This window comes from Pseudomonas sp. LBUM1671 (assembly GCF_059695685.1).
In genome coordinates this window covers 1,009,664-1,031,629 of record NZ_CP166782.1, presented here as the reverse complement: position 1 = coordinate 1,031,629, position 21,966 = coordinate 1,009,664, and the positions used below count along the sequence as shown (strand labels likewise).

Annotated in this window: 18 protein-coding genes; 6 read left to right on the top strand and 12 right to left on the bottom strand. The window is 58.1% G+C overall.

Translation table 11 applies throughout. The features are described from left to right. Positions 1-10: 10 nt before the first annotated feature. Both fahA and hmgA read right to left on the bottom strand, forming a co-directional pair. Complete coding sequence (fahA, locus tag ACA060_RS04550; RefSeq protein ID WP_497315681.1) at positions 11-1,315, bottom strand: fumarylacetoacetase; 1,305 nt, start codon at positions 1,313-1,315, stop codon at positions 11-13. A gap of 3 nt (positions 1,316-1,318) precedes the next feature. Then, complete coding sequence (gene hmgA / locus ACA060_RS04545) at positions 1,319-2,623, bottom strand: homogentisate 1,2-dioxygenase (protein ID WP_497315679.1); 1,305 nt, start codon at positions 2,621-2,623, stop codon at positions 1,319-1,321. A gap of 166 nt (positions 2,624-2,789) precedes the next feature. On the opposite strand from hmgA, the gene ACA060_RS04540 reads away from it, so the two are divergent. After that, complete coding sequence (locus ACA060_RS04540) at positions 2,790-3,596, top strand: IclR family transcriptional regulator (RefSeq protein WP_109628032.1); 807 nt, start codon at positions 2,790-2,792, stop codon at positions 3,594-3,596. A gap of 9 nt (positions 3,597-3,605) precedes the next feature. Here ACA060_RS04540 and ACA060_RS04535 read toward each other — a convergent pair whose 3' ends face one another. The 4 genes from ACA060_RS04535 to ACA060_RS04520 form a co-directional block, all read right to left on the bottom strand. Further along, complete coding sequence (locus ACA060_RS04535; protein WP_497315677.1) at positions 3,606-6,077, bottom strand: hypothetical protein; 2,472 nt, start codon at positions 6,075-6,077, stop codon at positions 3,606-3,608. Positions 6,078-6,217: 140 nt separating this feature from the next. Then, positions 6,218-8,773: a LuxR C-terminal-related transcriptional regulator gene (locus ACA060_RS04530; RefSeq protein ID WP_497315675.1), complete on the bottom strand. Its 2,556-nt coding sequence runs from the start codon at positions 8,771-8,773 to the stop codon at positions 6,218-6,220. A 140-nt stretch (positions 8,774-8,913) separates the two neighbouring features. After that, positions 8,914-10,281: a DUF1329 domain-containing protein gene (locus ACA060_RS04525; protein ID WP_497315673.1), complete on the bottom strand. Its 1,368-nt coding sequence runs from the start codon at positions 10,279-10,281 to the stop codon at positions 8,914-8,916. 23 nt (positions 10,282-10,304) lie between these two features. Further along, entirely contained in the window at positions 10,305-12,098 is a 1,794-nt protein-coding gene (locus tag ACA060_RS04520; RefSeq protein ID WP_497315671.1) for a DUF1302 domain-containing protein, read from the bottom strand. 925 nt (positions 12,099-13,023) lie between these two features. Here ACA060_RS04520 and ACA060_RS04515 point away from each other — a divergent pair. Beyond that, positions 13,024-15,090 (top strand): pyocin-S2/colicin E7-DNase domain-containing protein, encoded by a 2,067-nt coding sequence (locus ACA060_RS04515; protein ID WP_497315669.1) that lies wholly within the window; start codon positions 13,024-13,026, stop codon positions 15,088-15,090. A gap of 1 nt (position 15,091) precedes the next feature. After that, positions 15,092-15,355, top strand: a complete 264-nt coding sequence (locus ACA060_RS04510) for a bacteriocin immunity protein (protein WP_109628026.1) — start codon at positions 15,092-15,094, stop codon at positions 15,353-15,355. A 41-nt stretch (positions 15,356-15,396) separates the two neighbouring features. Here the strand turns inward: ACA060_RS04510 and ACA060_RS04505 are convergent, their stop codons facing one another. The 5 genes from ACA060_RS04505 to ACA060_RS04485 all read right to left on the bottom strand — a co-directional run bounded on the left by ACA060_RS04505 (position 15,397) and on the right by ACA060_RS04485 (position 19,298). Next, entirely contained in the window at positions 15,397-16,308 is a 912-nt protein-coding gene (locus ACA060_RS04505) for an SDR family oxidoreductase (protein WP_497315667.1), read from the bottom strand. A 110-nt stretch (positions 16,309-16,418) separates the two neighbouring features. Next, positions 16,419-17,321 (bottom strand): alpha/beta fold hydrolase, encoded by a 903-nt coding sequence (locus tag ACA060_RS04500; protein WP_497315665.1) that lies wholly within the window; start codon positions 17,319-17,321, stop codon positions 16,419-16,421. Then, the gene (locus tag ACA060_RS04495; protein ID WP_497315663.1) at positions 17,321-18,103 is read right to left on the bottom strand and encodes a class II aldolase/adducin family protein; all 783 of its coding nucleotides are present in this window, start codon (positions 18,101-18,103) and stop codon (positions 17,321-17,323) included. The genes ACA060_RS04500 and ACA060_RS04495 overlap by 1 nt, the downstream gene beginning before the upstream one ends. Positions 18,104-18,235: 132 nt before the next feature. Beyond that, the gene (locus tag ACA060_RS04490; protein ID WP_497315661.1) at positions 18,236-18,922 is read right to left on the bottom strand and encodes an LrgB family protein; all 687 of its coding nucleotides are present in this window, start codon (positions 18,920-18,922) and stop codon (positions 18,236-18,238) included. After that, positions 18,912-19,298, bottom strand: coding sequence for a CidA/LrgA family protein (locus ACA060_RS04485; RefSeq protein ID WP_109628021.1), 387 nt, complete (start codon positions 19,296-19,298; stop codon positions 18,912-18,914). Before ACA060_RS04485 ends, ACA060_RS04490 begins: the two co-directional genes overlap by 11 nt. 96 nt (positions 19,299-19,394) lie before the next feature. Here ACA060_RS04485 and ACA060_RS04480 point away from each other — a divergent pair, with 96 nt between their 5' ends. Next, positions 19,395-20,291 (top strand): LysR family transcriptional regulator, encoded by an 897-nt coding sequence (locus tag ACA060_RS04480; RefSeq protein ID WP_497315659.1) that lies wholly within the window; start codon positions 19,395-19,397, stop codon positions 20,289-20,291. Here the strand turns inward: ACA060_RS04480 and ACA060_RS04475 are convergent. Then, positions 20,272-20,727 (bottom strand): flavodoxin, encoded by a 456-nt coding sequence (locus ACA060_RS04475; protein ID WP_497315657.1) that lies wholly within the window; start codon positions 20,725-20,727, stop codon positions 20,272-20,274. The two genes, ACA060_RS04480 and ACA060_RS04475, sit on opposite strands and share 20 nt — an antisense overlap. Positions 20,728-20,829: 102 nt before the next feature. On the opposite strand from ACA060_RS04475, the gene ACA060_RS04470 reads away from it, so the two are divergent. Further along, positions 20,830-21,306 carry a PAS domain-containing protein gene (locus ACA060_RS04470; RefSeq protein ID WP_497315655.1) on the top strand — a complete coding sequence of 159 codons (477 nt, stop codon included), beginning with the start codon at positions 20,830-20,832 and terminating at the stop codon, positions 21,304-21,306. 54 nt (positions 21,307-21,360) lie between these two features. After that, positions 21,361-21,966 (top strand): hypothetical protein, encoded by a 606-nt coding sequence (locus ACA060_RS04465; protein ID WP_109628017.1) that lies wholly within the window; start codon positions 21,361-21,363, stop codon positions 21,964-21,966.

Genomic DNA, 21,966 nt, shown 5'->3' with positions numbered 1-21,966 from the left:
GCCGATCCTCTTAGCGCGCCGCGATGACTTTGCCGCGGCATTCGCCGAAACCGATGGAGGCAAAACCGTCGCGGCTGCAACGCGCCCGCAAGATGATTTCGTCGCCGTCTTCAAGGAACTTGCGCACCTCGCCCGACGCCAGCTCGATCGGCTTTTTCCCGCCCTCGGTGATTTCCAGCAGGCTGCCGAACTGACCGTTTTCCGGTCCCGACAACGTGCCCGAACCGAACAGGTCACCGGCCTGCAACTGGCAGCCGTTGACGCTGTGGTGCGCGACCATTTGCGCCACGGTCCAGTACATGTGTTTGGTGTTGCTGAGCGTCAGGCGATGGGCCGGCAGTTTTTGCTCGCGCAGGCCTTCGGTCAGCAGCAGCACTTCCAGCTCGATATCGAAAGCACCCAAGGCTTGATCACGCTTGTCGAACAGGTACGGCAGCGGCTGCGGATCGCCTTCCGGGCGCGCCGGTTGAGCACGACAGAACGGCTCCAGCGCTTCGGCTGTCACGACCCAGGGCGAGATGCTGGTGATAAAACTTTTCGACAGGAACGGCCCCAGCGGCTGGTATTCCCAGGCCTGGATGTCCCGCGCCGACCAGTCGTTGAGCAGGCAAAAACCGGCAATGTGATCGGCCGCGTCGCCAATGGCGATCGAGTCACCCATCTCGTTGCCCTGACCGATCCAGATACCCAGTTCCAGTTCGTAATCCAGGCGTGCGCACGGGCCAAAGGTCGGCTCGGTCTGACCGGCTGGCAAGGTCTGGCCTTTCGGACGGCGAACGTCGGTGCCGGACGGGCGAATGGTCGAAGCACGACCGTGATAGCCGATCGGTACGTACTTATAGTTCGGCAGCAACGGGTTGTCCGGGCGGAACAGTTTGCCGACGTTCTGCGCGTGCTCGATGCCGACGTAGAAGTCGGTGTAATCGTTGATTTTCGCCGGCAGGTGCATCTCGCAGTTTGCCGCCAGTGGCAGCAGCTTTGCGCCTTGGGCTTCGATCTTGCCGTGCAGGGTGCTGCCTTCAGCGAACAGTTCCAGCAGACGCTCACGCAGTGCAACGCGAGCCTCACGACCCAATTCGAAAAACGCATTCAGCTGACCGCCACGGGTGGCTTCTACGGCGGTTTTTGCCAGGCCGTCGAAGAGGCCGGCGTCCAGCGCCGCTTCCAGATCAAAAATGTGTTCGCCAATGGCGACGCCACTGCGCGGTGCAGAGCCCTTCACACTGAACACGCCCAGCGGCAGGTTTTGCAGCGGGAAATCAGCATGGCCGTTGGCGGAAGAAACCCAGCTACGAGTGATGGAAGTCTGAGTCATGGGTTATCTCCGGGTCGGGTCGAAAGTGGCGGGCAGCGTGGCCCAGCAGGCATCGTAATTAGGTTGAAGTTGCGGGCAATCCAGGGCGAAACGGCTCGGGCGCAGCACCTGGCTGGTCTCGAACATGAACGCCATGGTGTTGTCGATTTTCGCTGGCGCCAGTTCGGCGTTCATGGCCTTGGTGCAGGTTTCGCCGTCCGGGCCATGAGCGCTCATGCAGCTGTGCAACGACGCGCCGCCGGGCACGAAACCTTCGGCCTTGGCGTCGTACTCGCCCTTGATCAGGCCCATGAATTCGTTCATCAGGTTGCGGTGGAACCATGGTGGACGGAAGGTTTTCTCGGCGACCATCCAGCGTGGCGGGAAGATCACGAAGTCCAGATTGGCCAGACCGTGGACGCTGGTCGGCGAGGTCAGGACGGTGAAAATCGACGGATCCGGGTGATCGAAACTCACCGTACCGATGGTGTTGAAACGGCGCAGGTCATATTTGTACGGCACGTTATTGCCGTGCCAGGCGACCACGTTCAGCGGCGAATGATCGAGCTCACAGCCCCACAATTGGCCGAGGAATTTCTGCACCAGAGTGATCGGTTGCTTGAGGTTTTCGTAATGCGCAACGGGCGTCAGGAAGTCCCGGGCATTGGCCAGACCGTTGCTGCCGATCGGCCCCAGGTCTGGCAGGCGCAGTGGCGCGCCGTGGTTTTCGGCGATATAGCCGCGCGCTTGCGGGTCGAGCAATTCGACGCGGAATTTCAGACCGCGCGGCAGCACGGCGATTTCCAGCGGCTCCAGTTCCAGCACGCCCAATTCGGTGGCGATGCGCAGGCGGCCCTGCTCAGGCACCAGCAGCAGTTCACCGTCGGCATTGAAGAACACGCGCTCCATGGAACGGTTGGCGCGGTAGCTGTAGATGCTGATCCCGGCGGGTTTGTCTGCGCCCGAGTTGGCGGCCATGCTCACCAGCCCGTCAATGAAATCGGTCGGTTCGCTCGGGATGTCCAGCGGGTTCCAGCGCAGGCGATTGGGGGTTACTTCACCCAACGGACCACCGGCCAATTGCCGATCCAGTTTGACGAACGCCGGGTGATTGGCCGACGGCTGAATCCGGTACATCCAGGTGCGCCGCGCTTCGCTGCGGGCCATGGTGAACGCGGTACCGGAGAACAGTTCGGTGTAGAGGCCGTAAGGGGCTTTTTGCGGGGAGTTCTGGCCGACGGGCAGTGCGCCGGGCAACGCTTCGCTGCTGAATTCGTTGCCGAAGCCTGACTGATAAGCCAGCGCTGGCGCCGTTGAATCGAGGTTCATGGAGCCTCCTGAACAGGGAGTAGGCAATGGCCTGTCGCTCTACTGCAGAGTTCTCGGCACGCCCGGGTTATTTTTGTCGTAATTCGATTACGCATAACGTAATTTGATTGGTATTGACCGTCAAGCTATAAAGACGCCCATTCGCCCCCGGGATCAGACTGCCTTCATGGAAACGCCGCGCAACAACGACAAACAGAAAGTCCGCTCGGCCGAGGTCGGTACCGACATCCTCAAGGCACTCGCCGAGTTGTCGCCCTCGACCTCGTTGTCGCGCCTGGCCGAACACGTGCAGATGCCGGCAAGCAAGGTTCATCGTTATTTGCAGGCGCTGATCGCCAGCGGTTTCGCCGAGCAGAACACCGCCACCAACCATTACGGACTCGGCCGTGAAGCACTGCGCGTGGGCCTCGCCGCGCTCAACAGTATGGACGTGCTGAAAGTTGCCGCCCTGCCCTTGGCCGAGTTGCGCGATGAACTGAACGAAACTTGCTTTTTGGCGGTGTGGGGCAATCAGGGTGCGACCGTGGTGCACATCGAACCGGCGGTGCGTGCGGTGACGGTTGTGACGCAGTTGGGTTCGGTGCTGCCGTTGCTCAGCTCGTCCACTGGCCTGGTGTTTGGCGCGTTTCTACCGAAGCGCGAAACCGTGGACTTGCGCGATCAGGAACTGCAAAACACCAACGAGCACGTCTTGGCGGACGATCAAGCCTATGCGGCCTTGTGCGAACAGATCCGCGAGCGCGGCCTGCATCATGTGCATGGTTTACTCATGCCGGGGGTGGACGCCTTGTCAGCACCGGTATTCAACGCAGTAGGGAATGTCGCGGCGGTCATGACCATTGTCGGCCCTACCTCGTTATTTCACGCCGACGAAAACGGCCCGGCGGCGCAGCGATTGCTGGCGGCGACGCGGGCCGTGAGTTGGCGGATGGGCCATGAGCCCGTCCATGCAGCGAGTCCGATCAGCGATTAATCAGCAGGGTTAACGGACGATGGTTTTGCTGCCACGTGCCTGGGTGTCGGCCAATACATCCTGAACAATTTGCTGCAGTACCTGGTGCGGAACCTCTTGCCCAGTGGCGGCAGAAACCAGGCCTGCAACTGTCTTCGCATCACCCGCGAGGTCGATCAGCGTTTTTTGCGCTGCGGTGATTGCGCCCTTGCCCAGCTCTTTGTATTTGCCATAGCCCAACGTGGCCAGATCAATCAATGCGTCCTTGAAATGGGTGATCGCTTTATTTTTGTCCCCATCGTGATAGGCCTGCGCGCCTTCAAGAATGTTTTTGGTGATTTGTATCCCGGCGACCGCGAGCCCTAGAGGAGGAATAATCAGGCTGATGACCTGTGCGGCGTTAATCACAGCGTTGTACGTCAGGCCCGCGATGATCTCGGCCAGACTGGTCGTCTGCGCGTCCACGTCCCTGATGACGCGCCAAATCATGTCGTCGTAAGACCTGACGAAGTCTCGGACCCGACTGTTGTGCTCCAATGTCGGCGGAGGCAGGCTACGAGTCGAGGCCTCAAGTCCATCAAAGTAATTGCTGACCGCGAGTCGATCCCTGAAATGAACGCGCGTAGAGTAGTACTCCCTCAACCCCTTGATACGAACCGACGTATCAAAATGGCTGAACGGGCGAAACCATAAACCGTCCGGTGCTTGCGGGGTATACAACCAATCCTCGTTTTTCCCCGCGGTCATGAGCCGGAACACATAGACCCCCTCCACCGGACGAAGCCGACCAAGGTGAAGCTGGTAGATACTGTTTTCCATCGCTGGATAATCGCCCAACGGAGGGCGAGTTTGCGCACCCTCCAGCGAACTTATTAAAGCTAAAAGACCATTGAGTTGTTCAAAGGTAATTCGCTGTTGAAAGTATTCTGACAGCGCAGCCCGGTTCATTTCCGCCAGCTGACGCTGTTGATGGACACCGCGCCTGAACGCGTAACTCAACTCGGTGGAATCCAGATAAACCGCACGCAACATATCAATATATTTTTCACCTGGACGCAACACCTTGGACCACGAAGACAACTCGTATATATCCAGCCTCTTGAATTCAGGCTGCCCCTCCGCGAGGCTGAATCTTGGGTAGTACGAAGGTTTCGCATCGCCCCCATTTCTGGCCTCGAAAACACGTTCATTGACAATTACAGAAGTGAGCGACAATTTTTCTGAAGGACTTAACTCGATAATGATTAAATCCGGATCAACCGACACACGTTCCCCCCGAGATTTCAGCACCTGCTCAACTTGATACTTAATCAAGTCATACGCAAACTGATGATACGAGATCAACTTATGATCCCGCGCCTCAATGGTATACAACGCCTTGAGCTCGGTATTGAGTCGAGCAAACTGCGCCCGCCAGAAGACAGGCGCATTACGATAGTTTGCCGAGGCCAATTCGTTCGCTTCAATTTTGTCTCGACGAATTCTTTCAGACACCACACCAAACAAAGGCTGTCCCGCCTTGGGCGCGATAAATTCACGCAGTTGTACATCGTCGTTTTTCCAGAAGCGTTTATTCGCCGCGAGCTCACGAAAAAACAAGTGAGCCGAATCCCGAAAACGGCTATCAACCTGATCATCGATAAAATCCGAAGACTTGCTGGCCCAATCACCGACCGCGTTACCCATCTCGACGACACTGTTAAAACTGTGCCAAACCTTCTCATCGGGCGCACCGGGCGCATACAGGATGTTGCGCCCCTGCGGATTCCCTCTCTCGCTGATGACAAACAGATCTTTCATGGCAGCTCCCGTACCCGGTAACACCACGCCACGGACAAACAATGCCGGATCACCCGCCAGGTATCGCATCACCCAGCGATTGTCCAGATGTTCGTAAGCACGCTCGACACTTGCGCAAAAAAGAGTGAATTCTATCTGTCTGGCCAAATGCTCCTGCATCGCTTCATTGATCGCCCCAGTTGCATCGGCAGTCATCATCACGGCGAAGTCAGAACGAATGTCGACAGAGGAAAGCCAGCGTTGAAGGCTAGCGCTGGTAAGCCCCGGGAAAACCGGACCTGTAAGACTCAATTCTTGAAGCGTCGACATTTGCAAACCAAATATCGCAAACTCGGTCAGCGATCTTTTATCTTCCTGAATGATCTCTTTGCCACCGACGCGAAACGTATGTCGTGACGTCACGATAATCTGGTCGGGATCACACTCTACACCTGCGGCGCTGAGTACCCACGAACGGACACGGCTCAGTGCATAAGACTTTAGAGAAGCGCGTGGGCCTAACGCTTCATTCAGATTCTTTTCACTTCCAACCAGCGCCGTCTCAAGTTCCAGAAAATGTTGAACGTGTTGTTCCGCAAAACTCTTACGCCAGTAATCAAGTCGCAAATCCCGTTTGCTCGGCACACTTTTAATAAAACTCATAAAACTCATCCTTATTGATAACATCAATGGCAATACGCCATTTGATTTACCAACAAACATTAACGCCCCTCTTCAACGATAAAAACGAAAAACAGTTTTCTGCATATTTGGTCAATCGATAATGCGCAACTCAGAAACACCTCATACATTTCTCATCGCAATTAAAAGCAACAGCACTGTAACGAATCCACAAAGCAGCTTTAATCCAGCAGCCCCAATCGTTTGGCCTTTGCAACGGCCTGAGTTCTGCGCTCCACGCCTAACTTCCCATGAATACGTCGCGCATGAGTTTTGACTGTATGTAACGAGATAAACAACTGCTCTGCAATCTGTTGATTGGAATTACCCATGGCAATTAACTTCAGCACTTCAGACTCACGTTGACTGAGTGGGTTAATTTCACTGACCAATGGGGCGTTTTCAATGAAATCTTCAGCAATACCCAGCGACGACAGAAGCCCCGGCTGACGCAGTTGTAATTCACGAAACGCTTGGCGCAACCCACAGCGCTCGGCGAGGTTCAAGCCCTTGCGCAAGAACTCCCTGGCGCCAGCCAGATCACCTTTCAACCAGGCACCTTCGGAGCTTGCGAACAGCAGTTCAACCTTCAGTATCGGCATCGCGGCCCCCTGCGACTGCTCAAGCATCTGCTCAATCTGGCTCATCGGGTCGTCGACCTGGCGTAGATACACTTGCGCCAACACCAGTAAATATTCGATCCGTGCGATCAACATCAATGTTGCGGGAGGAGCTTGCCGCGCTTGCGGACCACGATAATGGCGCAGCACTCGAGTGAGTGCTTCGCGAGCCAGTTCGGGACGGCCTTGCTGTAGCCAGAAATGACTGCTGATTTGCAACAACACGCCGCGGTAAACGGTGTCGGGGCTTTTTCGCTGCTGCATCAAACGCTCTGCGTCGCGCAGGTGCGCAAACGCCAAATCATAGTCGCGCCGGTTGGCCGCCAACTGCGCCAGACCGAGAAATCCATACAACACCCGTTTGTCGTGGTTGCGCAGACAGATCCGCAGTCCGCTTTCGAAATACTCGGAGGCCTGCGTGTCCTGTCCCTGACACAGGCTCAAACGCCCACGGTGCAGGGCAATCCGCCCCAGCAATGGCTCGGCGCTGCGCTGCTGTCGAGTGAACCGGTCATGCACATTGGCGAGCAAGTGTTCGGCACGTTGGGGAGCACCACGCTGCTCCAGCAATTGCGCATGATCGAGCTCCAGCAGTCCTTCGAAAACCAGCGAGCCTTGCGCACGCGCCAGGCACAATGCTTCACGATTCATCGCCTGAGCGACATCCAGCTCACCCCGCAGCAAGGCCTGCTGAGTCAACCCCGACAAGCACATCACGCGCACAGTCCAGAGCTCGGGGCCGAGGTCATTCAGCGCATCGAGAAAATGCGCGCGTGAGCCCTCTGCCCGCCCCTGCAGATGCAACAGCCAACCCTGCTGAGCCTGCCACCGTGCGATCAACTGCCGTTGCAGAATCGCCGACGGCTGCGGGGTGAATCGTGACAACTGCTCGATGCAATCCCCGGCCTGTTCAAACCGTCCGGCAAACAGCGATGCCGCGCTGATAAGCCCGACCAGTTGCGGCGAGCCGAACATGAGCGCTTCGCCTTGTTGCTCGTACAACCGCAACAACAGCACGACCGTCTGTTCCTCGAACAAATGCTCGAAACTGAAATGCTGTAACAGGCTGACCGCAACCTCGAACTCTTCGGCCAGCAAGGCCTGTTCGAACGCGGCTTTCCAGTCCAGTTCGGCGGCGAACCACTGGCAGGCGCGGCGATGCCAGGAACGCCCGGCCGGCCATTGCTCATCGCGCATCAACTGCGTGAGTGGAGGGAAGATCTGCAGCCAGTCGGTCGAGTCCTGCCAAGGCTCGATAAAGCAGCCCAGGTCCTGCAACGTCTTCAGGCATTGCGCGCCCTCCCCCGCACCAAACAGGTGATCGCACAACCGCGCATTGAAGCGTGGCAAATGCGCGAGCACCCGCCAAGCCTCCGTCAACTCCGGAGTCAAGCTGGTGAACAGTTCGTGCTCGAGGTAATCAAGCAACGTGTCCGCTCGGCTGTGATGCGGGTCGTTGCGCGACCAGTCGCATTTTTGCAGCAGCGCAACGCGCACACCGGCGCACCACCCTCCGCTGCGCTGGATAATTTTGCTGGCGGCGGTGCTGGCATCGGCCGGTGTCAGGTGACGCAACAGCGAGGCGATTTCAACTTGATTGAAGGCCAGCGTGGCGCGCTCGCATTCGTACAGTTCGTCATCGAGCAGCAACCGTGGCCAATTGCATTGCGGGCGGCGGCGGGCACCCAGCCACCAGGTCAGCATCGGGCTGCTGACGGCCAGCATGCGATCCAGCAGTTGGTCCAGCTCCGGGTTCGGAACGCGGCAATAGTCATCGAGAAACAGCCAGGTCGGCGTCTGCCATCGGGCCAGCGCGCCGAGCATTGCCGACTCTTCCGACGAAGCCAACCCCAGCGCTTCGGCCACTCGCTGACGAAAATCCACCGCGCTCATCGCCACACCGGACAACGGCAACCAGCCCACCCGGCAGTGCGGCGGCGCCTGTAACAGGCAGTCGGCGAGCAGCGCGGTCTTGCCGCTGCCGGCGGGCGCGCAGAGTAATTTCACCCGTGACGTGGAAGCCAGCAAAGGCCCGGTCAATCGATCACGCGACAGGTGATGCGAGGACAGACGGGGCAGGAATCCAGAACGGTCAAGACACGGGGTCATGGCGGTCATTGCGGCGTGCCTATTTATAATTGTCCGGCAACCCTAGCCCTCTACAACCCGCTTGTTTAGAAGTATTCAGAACGCTGATTGACGCCCATAAAAAAGGCGACCAAGTGGTCGCCTTTTGCACTGCGAATGTATCAATTGCCTTACCGAACGCCCTCCGCGCGCAGCGCCGATGGCGTGTAGTCCGCCGCCTTGGCTTCGAAGCCGAATTCAAAGCTGTGCTTCTCTTCGTTCTTCATCCCCAACGCAATGTAACGACCGGCAATGATGTCGTAGAGCGCTTCCAGGGTGTACGCCTGGGTCTGGTGATCGTAGTAGTACTGGGCGTGACCTTCGGCCACTCGCCACAGTTGACCGCGACCGTCGTAGTGGTCCGCCAGCGCCACTTGCCAGCTGTCTTCGTCGATGTACATGTGGCGCTTGGCATAGATGTGCCGCTCGCTCGACTTGACCGTGCCGATCACCTCCCAGACGCGGTGCAGTTCATAGCGGGTCAGGTCCTGGTTGATGTGGCCGGCCTTGACGATGTCGTCGTACTTGAGGCTCGGCGAGTCGAGTTTGTAGCTGTTGTAGGGGATGTACATTTCCTTCTTGCCGACCAGTTTCCAGTCGTAGCGATCCGGTGCACCCGAGAACATGTCGAAGTTATCGGAGGTGCGCAGACCGTCGGCGGCGGTGCCCGGTCCGTCGTAGGCCACTTGCGGCGCGCGGCGCACACGGCGTTGGCCGGCGTTGTAGATCCACGCCAGGCGCGGTTCTTTCACCTGATCGAGGGTTTCGTGCACCAGCAGCACGTTACCCGCCAGACGCGCCGGCGCCGTGACCGACTGTTTGAAGAAGGTCAGCACGTTGGCGGCTTTTTCCGCGTCCAGGTCCTTCATCAATTGCGGGACGGCGATCTCTTCCTCAAAGCGGATTGGCGTGTAGCTGCCGTTGGTCTGCGGCGTCACCTGGGTGATGATGCGACGCAGGTTGCCGCCGTGATAACGGGTGATGTGGTTCCACAACACCTCCACGCCCGTCTTCGGAATCGGGAACGCGTAGTAGCGGTTGCCGGTGAAGTTGGCCAGGCCGTTACCCTCGTTGATGCTGTTCACATTCAACGCGCTGCGCTTGGCCGACTCGACAAGCTCCGGTGGTACGGCCACGGTGCGGTGAGTCGGGTAGACCGGGATCTTGTAGGTTTCCGGGTAGCGCTTGAACATCGCCACCTGGCCTTCCGAGAGTTTGTCCTTGTACTTGTCGACGTTGGCCGGGGTGATCACGAACAGCGGTTTTTCGCTGGCGAAGGGGTCAGCCAGGAAGCCTTTGCTGTCCACCGCACCGGCGTTTTTCGGGATGCCACCGGTCCACGCCGGGATCGAGCCATCCGCGTTACCGGCCTTCTCGGCGCCGAGCGGCGTGAGGTTGGTGCCGAGTTTGTTCGCTTCGTCCGGCGAGACCGCCGCCATCACGTTGGCCGCCAGCAGGCTCAGGGCCAGGGCGCCGCATTGCAGAATCATCTTGCGCATCACATTCATCCTTCTCAGCCAGATCAGAAGTTCACGCCGAAGCTCAGTGCCAGGAAGTCGCGGTCTTCCAGGGTGTTGTAGTCACCGCCGAAGAAATCGGTGTAACTCAGGCTCGCGGTATAGGTGTTGCGGTAGTCGGCATCGACGCCGACGCTGACTGCCTTGGCGCCTTCGTTGAACAGCCCGTTGGGGCCGTAGCCCGCGACGTCATGGGACCAGGACAGGTTGGGTTTGAGGTTGATCCCGCCAATCACGTTGGCGTAATCGAGGATCGCCCGGGCGCGGTAACCCCAGGAGGTCGAGGTGACGAAACCTTCGGTATCGCCGCCGAAACCGTACTGGCCGTAGACCGAGTCGCGGCCGTAACGCAGGTTGCTGCGCGACTCCAGACCACCGACGTGAACCACCGCTGCTTCGCCGACCAGGGTCAAGCGCTGGGCGCCCCACACTTGATCGACGAACTGCGTGAGGGTGGTCTGGATCTGGGTGATTTCCTTGCGGCGGTAGCCTTTGTTATCAGCGCCAGGCGTGGTGGCAATCGGCGATGCGGCGCCACCGGCAATCGGGTTGACCATTGCCAGGGTCAGGTCGTTGGTGCTGAGCTGCACCGGAGCATTCGGCCGATAACTGATCTCGCCGCTCCACGCGGTGCCGGTCGGCAAGGTGGTGGAGAAACTCGCGCCGTAGAGACGAATGTCTTCCGGGTATTCGAGGTAATACTGACCGCGTCCGAGCATCACGCTTTGGGCCAGGCCTGCACCGCTGCCCGGCGCCAGACGGTTGGCCACACTCACCATGCCTGGAAGGCTGGCCAGCGTCGACAGGCCGGCGGTGGTGGTGCCGACCGTCGGTGTGCGGCTGTGGTAATTCATGAAATATAGGCCGTACTCGGTGTCGTCACCGAGCCAGCGCAACGCCGTGCCCCACTGCCCGGAATCCCGCGCATCGCGGTCGCCGCCACGGGGAACGACCACGCCTTCGCGGGTCACCTGGATTGGTTGACCGAAGGCTGACGCCAAAGGCGCCAACGGGGCAATCGCGGGGCTGCCGACGGTGTAGTTGTTGTTGCAACCATCCGCCACTACGTCGTTGCCGAAGAAGGTGCCGCAGTTGTCAACGACCGTCTGGTCCCACTCCAGTTGATAGAAACCTTCCACCGAGAGCTGATCGGTCAGGCCCTGGGAGGCGAACAGCATGTTCACCGGAATCAGACCTTCCTTGATCTCGGCGCCTGGGCGACGGAACGCGGAGACGTCGATCGGGTTGATGCTGTTGATCGAGTTGCCGATGAAGGTACTTTCACCCCAACTGACCACCTGCTTGCCGGCGCGCACAGTGCCCGGCAGATCGGCAATGGAATAGTTGTGATAGACGAAGGCATCGAGAATCTGCGCACCGGACGACTTGGCGCCCTCCTTGCGGCCACTGTCACTGATCGGCTTGAACTCGCGGTCTTCGTCCTTGAGCTCGAAGTCGTACCAGTACTTGCCACGGACGAACACGCCGGTGTCGCCGTATTTCAATTCGAGGTCGTGCAGGCCCTTGAAGATCTTGGAGAAGGTTTCGCCCTTCTTGAAATTCAGCCGGCCGTCATCACCGGTCGAAGACTGTCCGGTCCCGCCGTTGACGGTGCCCACCAACGATCTATCGGCATCGCGCATACCCCAACTCGCGCCGACGGACAGCGAGGAGTCAAACGTCCCCTCGATTTCGCCAATGTTGAATGCAACCGCTTGCGCCTGGGCACAGCAGCCCAAGGCAACCGCAGCGGCCAGCGCTTGCGGCGTGAAGATGGCGCGCATTGTTGTTTTTGTCATGCGTCTTCCCCGGTGAGTGACAGAAGGCCCCACCCTACTGCCGCACGTGAGGAGCGATAAGCGCACCAAGGAGGTATTCGTGGTGTACCTCTAAAGGATGAATGGCCTGATGGGACGGGCGTTTGCGCTGAGCATGGATGGGCTGGATGGAGGGTTATCAGCAGAACGCATGGCGGGAGGATGGCACCGACCGATGTAGCAGCTGCCGAGCAGCGCGAGGCTGCGTTCGGCTGCGCAGCAGTCGCAAAACCTGCATATGCAAATCTCCTGGTGAACCGCGTTGGCTGATTAAACGACTGCTTCGCAGCCGAACGCAGCCTCGCGTTGCTCGGCAGCTGCTACAGGGGCCTTGGCGCAGTGGACTTTTACTTATGCTGCAACAGTTCATGTCGCGAATCGCTATTTTTCCTTTGGGCTCAAGGCCTTATTCTTGCCGGGCTTTCACGGTGAGTAGCCAGGAAGCGCGAAGCGATGGCATGTGATCATGCCCATGCCATTGGCGACAGAATCCTGATGAATCGACGCTTTATCGATTGATCGCCCCGTGTTCACTGACGTTGATTTGTAGCTCCTTGATCCAACGTCTTACTTTGGCCGCTGCGTTTGCAGCGGCCTTTTTTATGGGCGGTGGTTTTGTGGCTGGCGATGGGGACAGGGATTTCCGCTCGAGAATCTCCTGCAAGATATTTCCTATATCGGGATAAGAAACATCTATTTACGCGAAAGACATTCACGTCTTTATTCCTGCCGCATCGAAACTTCTCTCAATCCTGTCTGTAACAGCCCACACATCTCTCGGACCCAGACTGTTGGTTTTGGTTGTAACGTTTTATGGGCACGACGTAATAACTCGAATTTATTTTTAGAAGACATGCCAACCACGCGCGCTTTCTAAATCACCCTGCACATTCAAAAGGATATGAATATGCAAAAGCCACCAGATCAATCAAGACCAGGATTTCTTGATATCGGCACACCTGTTCACACGATTGGCGAAGCACCCGATCACATCATCCCCGCACCTCTAACATCAAACGTAGTAACAACCGGCCCACACGGACACGGCATACCGGTTTACTACCAGAATCTCAATACAATCAAAGCCACTTCCAATGCGCTGGAACAGGAATATCAAACCAAGTCCAGCCAACTACCGCAAACCATTGAGAATGAACTCGCCACCACTCGGCTTGAGGGTTCAACCGATCCACTTCCGCTTGTGCAATCGATCATTCGCGAGCTGGACGTACGAAGCAGACTCACCGCTCGAAAAACGGCTGAGTTCCAAAACAAGACAGCGGTTGCCCATTCTTTTTATGGAGGAGATCCATTTAACAGACACATCAACGAATTCATGAAGAAGGCAACAACTATCGAAAAGAGACCCGCGCCGAACGGCGTTGCCATGCAGGCATTATTTCAGTCTCTTCGGGCGGCCCACGATGCAAGATTGTTGGCTCAAGGCCTCGAATTGCTCAGACAGCAAAACGTCAATGTGCAGAACTTTCTCAGTGCTGTGCAGGCCAATGAACAAGCACAGAAGGCCGCCGCTGAGTTGGCGCGCATAAACGAGGAAGCTGCGGCCCGGGCTCGAGAACAAGCGCGGCTTGCCGCCTTGGAAAATGCGCGGCGAGTGGCGGAGGAACAAGCTCGAGTCGCGGCGCAAGCGGCAGCGCAGCAGGTCGCCGCCGAAAAGGCCCGTCTTGATGCACAAGCCAAGGCCAAATGGGAAGCCGAATTGGAGCGGTTCCGCAAACAAAGGGAAGCAAACTCACGGGAGTTGATGGAAAAGCACGCCGAGTTCGTTCGGCAAAACGAGCGGGCGCGAGCTGAAAAGCAACAAGTGGAGAGAGAGAAGGCGCGCCTCCATGCGCTATGGAGCACGCAGGCATACCAAGCCAGTCTGACGTTCGCCAACGCAGGATCGACAGCGGCATCGGGCCCCGTATTTTCCGGAACAAACGGAACCGTGGACGTTAGCCGCGAGGCCTCTTTGGCCCTTAAGGCTGCGCTGCGAACTGCGGTAGTCGCCGTTGTCGAAGCGCTCGCAACAGCAACGGCGCCGACCCTTATGGGTTTCGCCGCGCTGATCGTTCCCTCCAGGCTGGGCAACAGTGATCTTTATTCTGTCAGTGTTCCCCTGTCAGAGCTCGCGCCCCTTCCGACTGCCAATCTGTACGAGCAAGCAGTCACCGGAGGAGAAATTGACCTGCCGGTGACACTAGGCTCGAAGACGTATCGCAATAGAGTAGAACTCTTCGTCGTTGCCACTGACGGAGTGGCAGTCCCTAACAAAGTGCCAGTGAAGCTTGCTCACTTTGACCCACAGAAGAATGTTTACGTCTGCGGCAGTAACGTCATCAATGGTCCCGTCATCACCTGGACGCCATTGGTTGACCCACAAAATACGTCGACTGACTTCCCTCTGACCGAAACAGATCTGCCGATCTATGAAGGCGCCACTGTCACTCCCCACACCGGACGAATCGATCCATTTCCGGCGTTTGATCGCTACGGATTTGGCGGATTCATCACCGTCTTTCCGATCGACTCCGGCCTTCCACCGATCTTCACCCTGCTTAGGGATCGACGGCAGGATTCCGGTGTGGGCATCGGCGCTGGTCAGTCGGTTTCAGGAAATTGGTTGGGTGCGGCCACGACACTGGAAGGCGCCCCAATCCCGATGCAGATTGCGGATAAACTTCGTGGGAGGGAGTTTTCGAGTTTCGATGCTTTTCGGAGAGCGTTTTGGAGGACGGTGGCGAATGACAAGTTTCTGATGGACCAATTCTCCTTCTTCAACAAAATTGATATCAGGAGAGGGCTTTCTCCGAGCGCTCTGCCATCAGAGCAAGTGGGTGGACGGCAAAAGTTTGAAATTCACCACATCCAGCCAATCAGCGAAGGTGGTTCGGTTTACGATCTAGATAATCTTCGAGTACTAACACCAAAACAGCACATCAGGATCCACTCCAAAAAAGGAGATAAATGAGATGACCTTTCAAAAAAAATTCGAAGAATACACAGAATCCGAATATATAAGCCTGATAAACCGATTAATTGAAGGCGACTACCTATCGGAGCGAGAACACGATGCAATTGTCGACCACATCGTAAGCACCTCAGAACACCCAAACGGCACAGGCATTTTGTATTATCCCGAACCGGGCGTTGAAGACAGCCCTGCTGGCGTACTAAAAGCCATCAAGGAATGGCGAGCCGCCAACGGAAAACCAGGCTTCAAACCCGAAGAATAAAAAATAGGGGAGCAAGCATTCATGCTTGCTCCCCTAAACTGTTAAATCGAATACTTCTGCAAATTCCCCATCATTTCCTTCAGCGCTTCAATATTGTCCTTCGGATGCGCCGCCCCTTCGAAATCACAAATCTGCTCCCACTGCGCCGCGACATCTTCCGGCGAGAAACCCACCCGCGGATCAAACCCGGCGCCCAGGCTGCGTTCCCAGCGCACCTTGCCCATCCAGCCGCCGCCGACTTCAAACAACCCGGAAGTCTCCTGGCAATTCTCGCTGGCCAGGTACACCACCAACGGGCTGACCAGTTCCGGCTTGAGTTGCTCGAACACTTGCGGCGGAATCAGGCCTTCGGTCATGCGAGTGCCGCCGGTGGGCGCGATGGCGTTGACCAGGATGTTGTTCTTGCGGCCCTCGATGGCGAGGGTGCGGGTCAGGCCGTAGAGGCCGAGTTTGGCCATGCCGTAGTTGGACTGGCCGAAGTTGCCGTAGATGCCCGAGGTCGATGCGGTGAAGATCACGCGGCCATAGTTTTGCTCGCGCATGTGCGGCCAGGCAGCGCGGGTGACTTTGTAGGCGCCTTCGACGTGGACGCGGTAAACCAGGTCCCAGTCGGCGTCGTCCATTTTGTGGAAGGTTTTGTCGCGCAGGATTCCGGCGTTATTGACCACGACATCGATGCGGCCGAAGGCGTCGAGGGCGTGCTGGACGATTTTGTCGCCGTCGGTGACGGAGTCGTGGTTGGCTTCGGCGATGCCGCCCGCCTCACGGATCTCCGCCACTACGCGGTCTGCTGCCGACGCGTTCGCGCCTTCCCCTTGAGCCGAGCCGCCGAGATCGTTGACCAACACTTTGGCGCCTTGTTTGGCGAACAGCAGCGCATGCGCCCGGCCCAGGCCGCCGCCGGCACCCGTGACGATCACGACTTTATCTTCGAAGCGCACAGACTCACTCATGGGGGAACTCCAGCAGACCAGGGACAGTAAGTCCGAGTGTCAGGCACCAGGCTGCTGGTCACAATAAACACAGGTAGAGCTGAATGGTGCCCGATAAGGCTGGGGGATAGTCAGGAACAGGCGGCCCTGCGCGGCGGAGAAACCAGCCGATCCCGAAACTCCTGGTAATGCTTGAGCACCTGCGCCGGTGCTTCGGTCTGTGGGTAATGGCCAATATCAGGCAGCAGCACCGTGTCCGGGTTGGGGACCAGTTCCCGATAGCGCTTGACCATGTGCGCGCCGGAAATCGGATCCACCTCGCCATCGATGACCCGCAACGGGACCTCGCCGCGCTGCATGGCGCTGACCCAACGCTCGCGCTGGACACGCCGCTCAGGGATATAAGCGATGAGTTTATGCATGATCCGCTGGCCGTGATTGCTGTCGATCAGGCCCCAGAAATCATCCATCTCACTTTCGGTGGGTCGAGTTTGTGGACCAAATATCTGCCGGAAACTTTTCACCATCGCATCACGCGTGAAGGCGCGGCCAATCATCCAGCCTAAGGGGCTGAGCAATAGCTTTTGCGCCAGCAGGGGTCGATGGGTTTCGGGAAACAGGCCACCATTGAGGAACACGCAACTGGCGATATCAATGCGGGATTCGTAATGCCGGGCCAACAGTTCCTGGGCCACGCTGTCGCCGTAATCGTGGGCCAACACATGCACCGGCTGCTCGACGTTCAGGTGCGCGAGCAAGGCCTGTTGCAGATCGGCCTGCTCCAACAGGCTGTATTCATGGTTGACCGGTTTGGCTGAGTCGCCGAAGCCGAGCATGTCGCAGGCAATCACCCGATAGCGCTGCGTCAGCGGTTGCCACAGGTAATGCCAGTCCCAACTGGCGGTCGGGAAACCATGGATGAGCAGCAGCGGCTCACCCTGCCCCGCCGTCCAGTAGCGGATGGTCTGGCCACGGAATACGAATGTCTGGCCGCGTTTGCGCCAGACGCACAGGGGAATCTCGGCGAGTGCCATTAGAGTTTATAACCCGGGTCTTGTTGATCGAGTTTGCGCAGCAACGCCGGCCAGGCCAACGCGCCGCCCATTCCTTGAGCACTTTTGGTCACGCCGGCGATCATCGCCTTGGCGCCCGCCAGAATCTGCGGCTCGATGGCAATCAGCTCGGCACCACCGTTCTGCGCCAGCACTTGGATATCGCAGGCACGCTGGAAGGTGAACATCATCAGGAACGTGTCGGCGATGGTGCTGCCACAGGTCAGCAAGCCGTGGTTGTGCAGCATCAGGAAATTGTTTTCACCCAGATCGGCTTGCAGGCGCGCCTTCTCTTCATGGTTCAGGGCAACGCCTTCGTAGGCGTGGTAAGCCAGGCTGGACAGCACAAACAATGACTGTTGACTGATCGGCAGAATGCCCTGCTTTTGCGCAGACACCGCCACACCCGCTGCGGTGTGAGTGTGCAGCACGCAGACCACATCGTGACGCACTTCATGCACCGCGCTGTGAATGGTGTAACCCGCCGGGTTGATCTCGTAAGGACTGTCCATCAGCTTGTTGCCGGCCTGATCGACCTTGACCAGGCTCGACGCGGTGATCTCGTGAAACATCAGCCCGAACGGGTTGATCAGGAAATCTTCGGTGTCCGGCACCTTGGCGGAAATGTGCGTAAAGATCAGATCGTCCCAGCCATGCGAGGCGACCAGACGATAACAGGCAGCCAGGTCGACGCGGGTCTGCCACTCGGCAGCACTGACCTGGTCTTTGACACTGTGGGGGGATTGGACGGGAGCAACATTCACGGCAAGGACCTCCTGTTCTTATTGTTTTACTGTCGTTACAGCAGTCTAGTCAGGCCCCGGAGTTCGTGTAGTTGCATTGGCAGCCAGCTTGATGGCCTAACGAGTCAGTTCATAAGAAAGCCTGGATCCATGTCAAAGGACCGCCGCCAACAAAGGCGCGGCAAACAGGTTCAACAGCCCGGTCAGCACCATGACAAGCCCCGCGACCGAGCCTTCTTCACCGCCCACTTCATGGGCCCGACTGACGCCGGCACCGTGCGCGCCAACGCCAAACAACGCGCCGCGCGCAAGGGCACTGCGCAACGGCAGCCACTTCAGCAAAATGCCGCCGAGCATCGCCCCGAACACCCCGGTGAACATCACGAACACCGCCGTCAGTTCCGGCACGCCACCGAGGTCTTGAGCCAGTGGCATGGCAAAGGGCGTGGTGATGGAACGGGGCACCAGCGACATCGTCACCGAACTGTCCAGTGCCAACGCCTTGGCCAGACCGAACGATGTGCCGATGGACGCCGCGCTGCCCGCCAGCATTCCGAGCAGCAACGCCGACCAATGCCGCATCAGCATCTGCCGCTGTTGCCAGATCGGCACCGCGAACGCGACGGTCACGGGCCCCAGCACCAACATCAGCCAATGGGTGTTGCTCGAATATTCCGAATACGCGGTGTGCAGCGGCACAGCGAGGGCCAGCAGCAGGGCTGGAACCAGAATCAGCGGCGACAGCAGATAATGCCCGGTGCGCCGATAGATCCAGCGACTGAATAAATAGGCCGAGAGCGTGAAGGCCAGCCAGAACATCGGCATCAGTTCAAGCTTCATGGGACCTCCTCAACCGCACCACCCACTCCACGGTGAATGCGGTGACCAGCATCACCATCAGCGTACTGACGCCGATCACCAGCAGAATCCGCCAGCCGTCGTCGCGCATCAGGCCACCGTAGTCGAGCAGGCTCATCAGCGCCGGGATAAAAAACAGCAGCATCTCGGCCATCAACAGGCCGGCACCCATTTGCAGTGCCGCCGGTTTGATAGCGCCAACGGCGAACGCCAGCAGCAACAGCGCCATACCGACGACGCCACCCGGGATCGGCCAGGCAAACCCTACGGCAATCTCACAGCCAAGCAGGTAGATGCCGAGCAACACGGCCAGTTCAGCGGTTAATCGAGCCAGGCGTTTCAGGGTTGATGCATTCATGGTTTCGGTCCTCACAGGCGCTCATTTTACGGAGCGGGCTGCCATCCCCGAAACGAATTGTTAGACTCTGCTCTATTCCAATATGGAATCCAGCTCATGGAATTCAAACAGCTACGCAGCTTTGTTGAGGTCATGCACCAAGGTGGTTTCACTCAAGCCGCCAAGACCCTGCACATCAGCCAATCGGCGGTCAGCAAGCAAGTCGCTCAGCTGGAACAGAGCCTGGGCATCCCGCTGCTTGAACGCCTGGGTTCGCAGCTTCGCCTGACCGCCGCCGGCAGCGTGGTGCTGCAACGGGCCGAAGGCATGCTGCGCCTGCGCAACGAATTGCTCAGCGAACTGGACGATTTGAGCCAACTGGCTCGCGGGGAATTGCGCCTTGGACTGCCTCTGCTGGGCAGTGACGCGCTGTTTGCCGGGCTGATTGCCGAGTACCGGCGGCGCTACCCGAATATCAGCATCCAGTTACTGGAGGGCGGTAGCCTGAACATCGAACAGGCTGTGTTGAGCGGTGAGCTCGAACTCGGTGGCAGTCTGTTGCCGAAGGATCCGCAGTTCGCTTTCCAGCCGTTCTGTGATGAGCCGCTGGACGCGCTGCTGCCTGCGGATCATCCACTGGCGAACAAGTCGGTGATCGGTTTGGAGGAGTTGGCCGAGACGCCGTTCCTGTTGTATCAACGCAGCTTCGTGCTCAACGACCGTTTGTTGCAGGCCTGTCATCAGTTGGGCTTTACGCCCAAGGAAGGTGGGCGCAGTGGCCAGGCGGATTTTCTCGCGGCACTGGTGGCCGCCGGCCAGGGCGTGGTGCTGTTGCCCAGCGTGGTGGCGCGCGGGCTGGTGCGGCCAGGGGTGGTGCGCCTGACCTTGAATGCCCCGAGCTATTTGCGCTGGGACATTGCCTTTATCTGGCGTCAGGGCGCGTACCTGTCGAAGGCCGCACAAGCCTGGCTCGCCCTCCTGCGCGAGCGGCCGGTCAGCCCCGCAGCGCGCTGATCAACTCGGCCAGCCAAGGTTCGGCGTCGGTCTCCGGGGTCACGCTTTCGCTGGCGTCCAGGCGCAGCATCGGTGCCACTTCGCGCAGGCCCAGTTCGCCGAACAATTCACGCATCTGTTCACCACCACCGCAGAAAGTATCACCGTAACTTGCATCTCCAAGGCCGATCACCGCCCCTGGCAAACCGCGCCAGGCTGAAGGCAATTGGTCACGGATCATCGAATACAACGGTTGCAGGTTATCCGGCAATTCACCCATACCGGTGGTCGACGTCACCGCCAGAAACGCGTCCGGGCCGAAGGCCTGAACGTCGGCAAGTGATGCGCGCGGGTTGTGCCAGGTCTCGAAACCGGCGGCGTTTAAAATCTTTGCGGCGTGACGGGCAACTTCTTCAGCGGTGCCGTACACCGAGCCGGAAATGATGGCAACTTTCATCAAACTGATCCTGAAGCTGAGTAAAAGACACAGATATTAACAGCACAGGCTCATTTGATCTTTTAGAATGAAAATCTCTATCAATACGGAAAGGACTCTCCGATGATCAACGCTCAACTGCTGCAAATGGTGATAAACGCTTCCAACGACGGCATCGTGATTGCTGAAAAGGAAGGCGAACAGGACAACATCCTGATTTACGTAAACCCGGCGTTTGAGCGTCTGACGGGTTACACCAGCGAAGAAATTCTCTACCAGGATTGCCGTTTCCTGCAGTCTGGCGACCGCGATCAAGAGGCCCTCGCTACGATTCGCGAGTCGTTGACCCGTGGCGGCTCCTGCCGGGAGATCCTGCGAAATTACCGTAAGGACGGCACGCCGTTCTGGAATGAACTGTCCCTTTCTGCAGTGAAGAACCCGAGCGATGGGCAAACTTATTTTGTCGGCGTTCAGAAAGACGTTACGGTGCAGGTCAAGGCACAGCAGCGAGTAGCGCAACTGGAAGCGCAATTGGCTGAGACGCAAGCCGAACTGGCTGCGCTCAAAGCGACGAACGGCGAAAACAAAACAGCGAATTAATTGTCATTAACTACAATCACCGATGACTTTGTAACTTTTTCTTTCGAGTTAGCCATGCAACGCGACGCACTCCTGACACAGGATGAGCTGGATTTCATCCAGACCATGCAACACAACCCGCAACTCAATGTGCGGGACGCGACGTCGAGCCTGCTCGTCAACGGTGGATCGCAAATCCGTGATTTGCTCACGCGCCTGGCGGCACATGAGCAAGTCACCATTCAGGCGAACTTCGAAAACCAGCAAATGACCTTTCCGCTGCACCTGGTGGAAGACGAGTTTCACGCGCTGCATTTGCGCCTGGGCGTGCCGAGTATTTTTGAAGACGGGCCGATGGTTCGTCCATGGCGCTTGTCACTTGAAGAGCCGGTGGCGCTGGAAAATGCCAAAGGCCAACCCGGCACGATGTGGGTGCATGAAATATCGTTCAAAGGGGTGTTGCTGGAAGTGCGCAACAAGACCAAACCACCCAAGCACTTCGCGCTGTGGTTCAGCCCGTCAGGCTATGAGCGGATTGCATTGCGCGGCACCTTCGAGCGTGAAACCGAGCAAGGCTTCTACGCCTACGAATTGAGCCAGAGTGACAAGGACGAGACCGAGCGTCTGCGTCAGTACATCCTTCAGCAACATCGTCTGACACATCCCGCCCTGCACATCTGA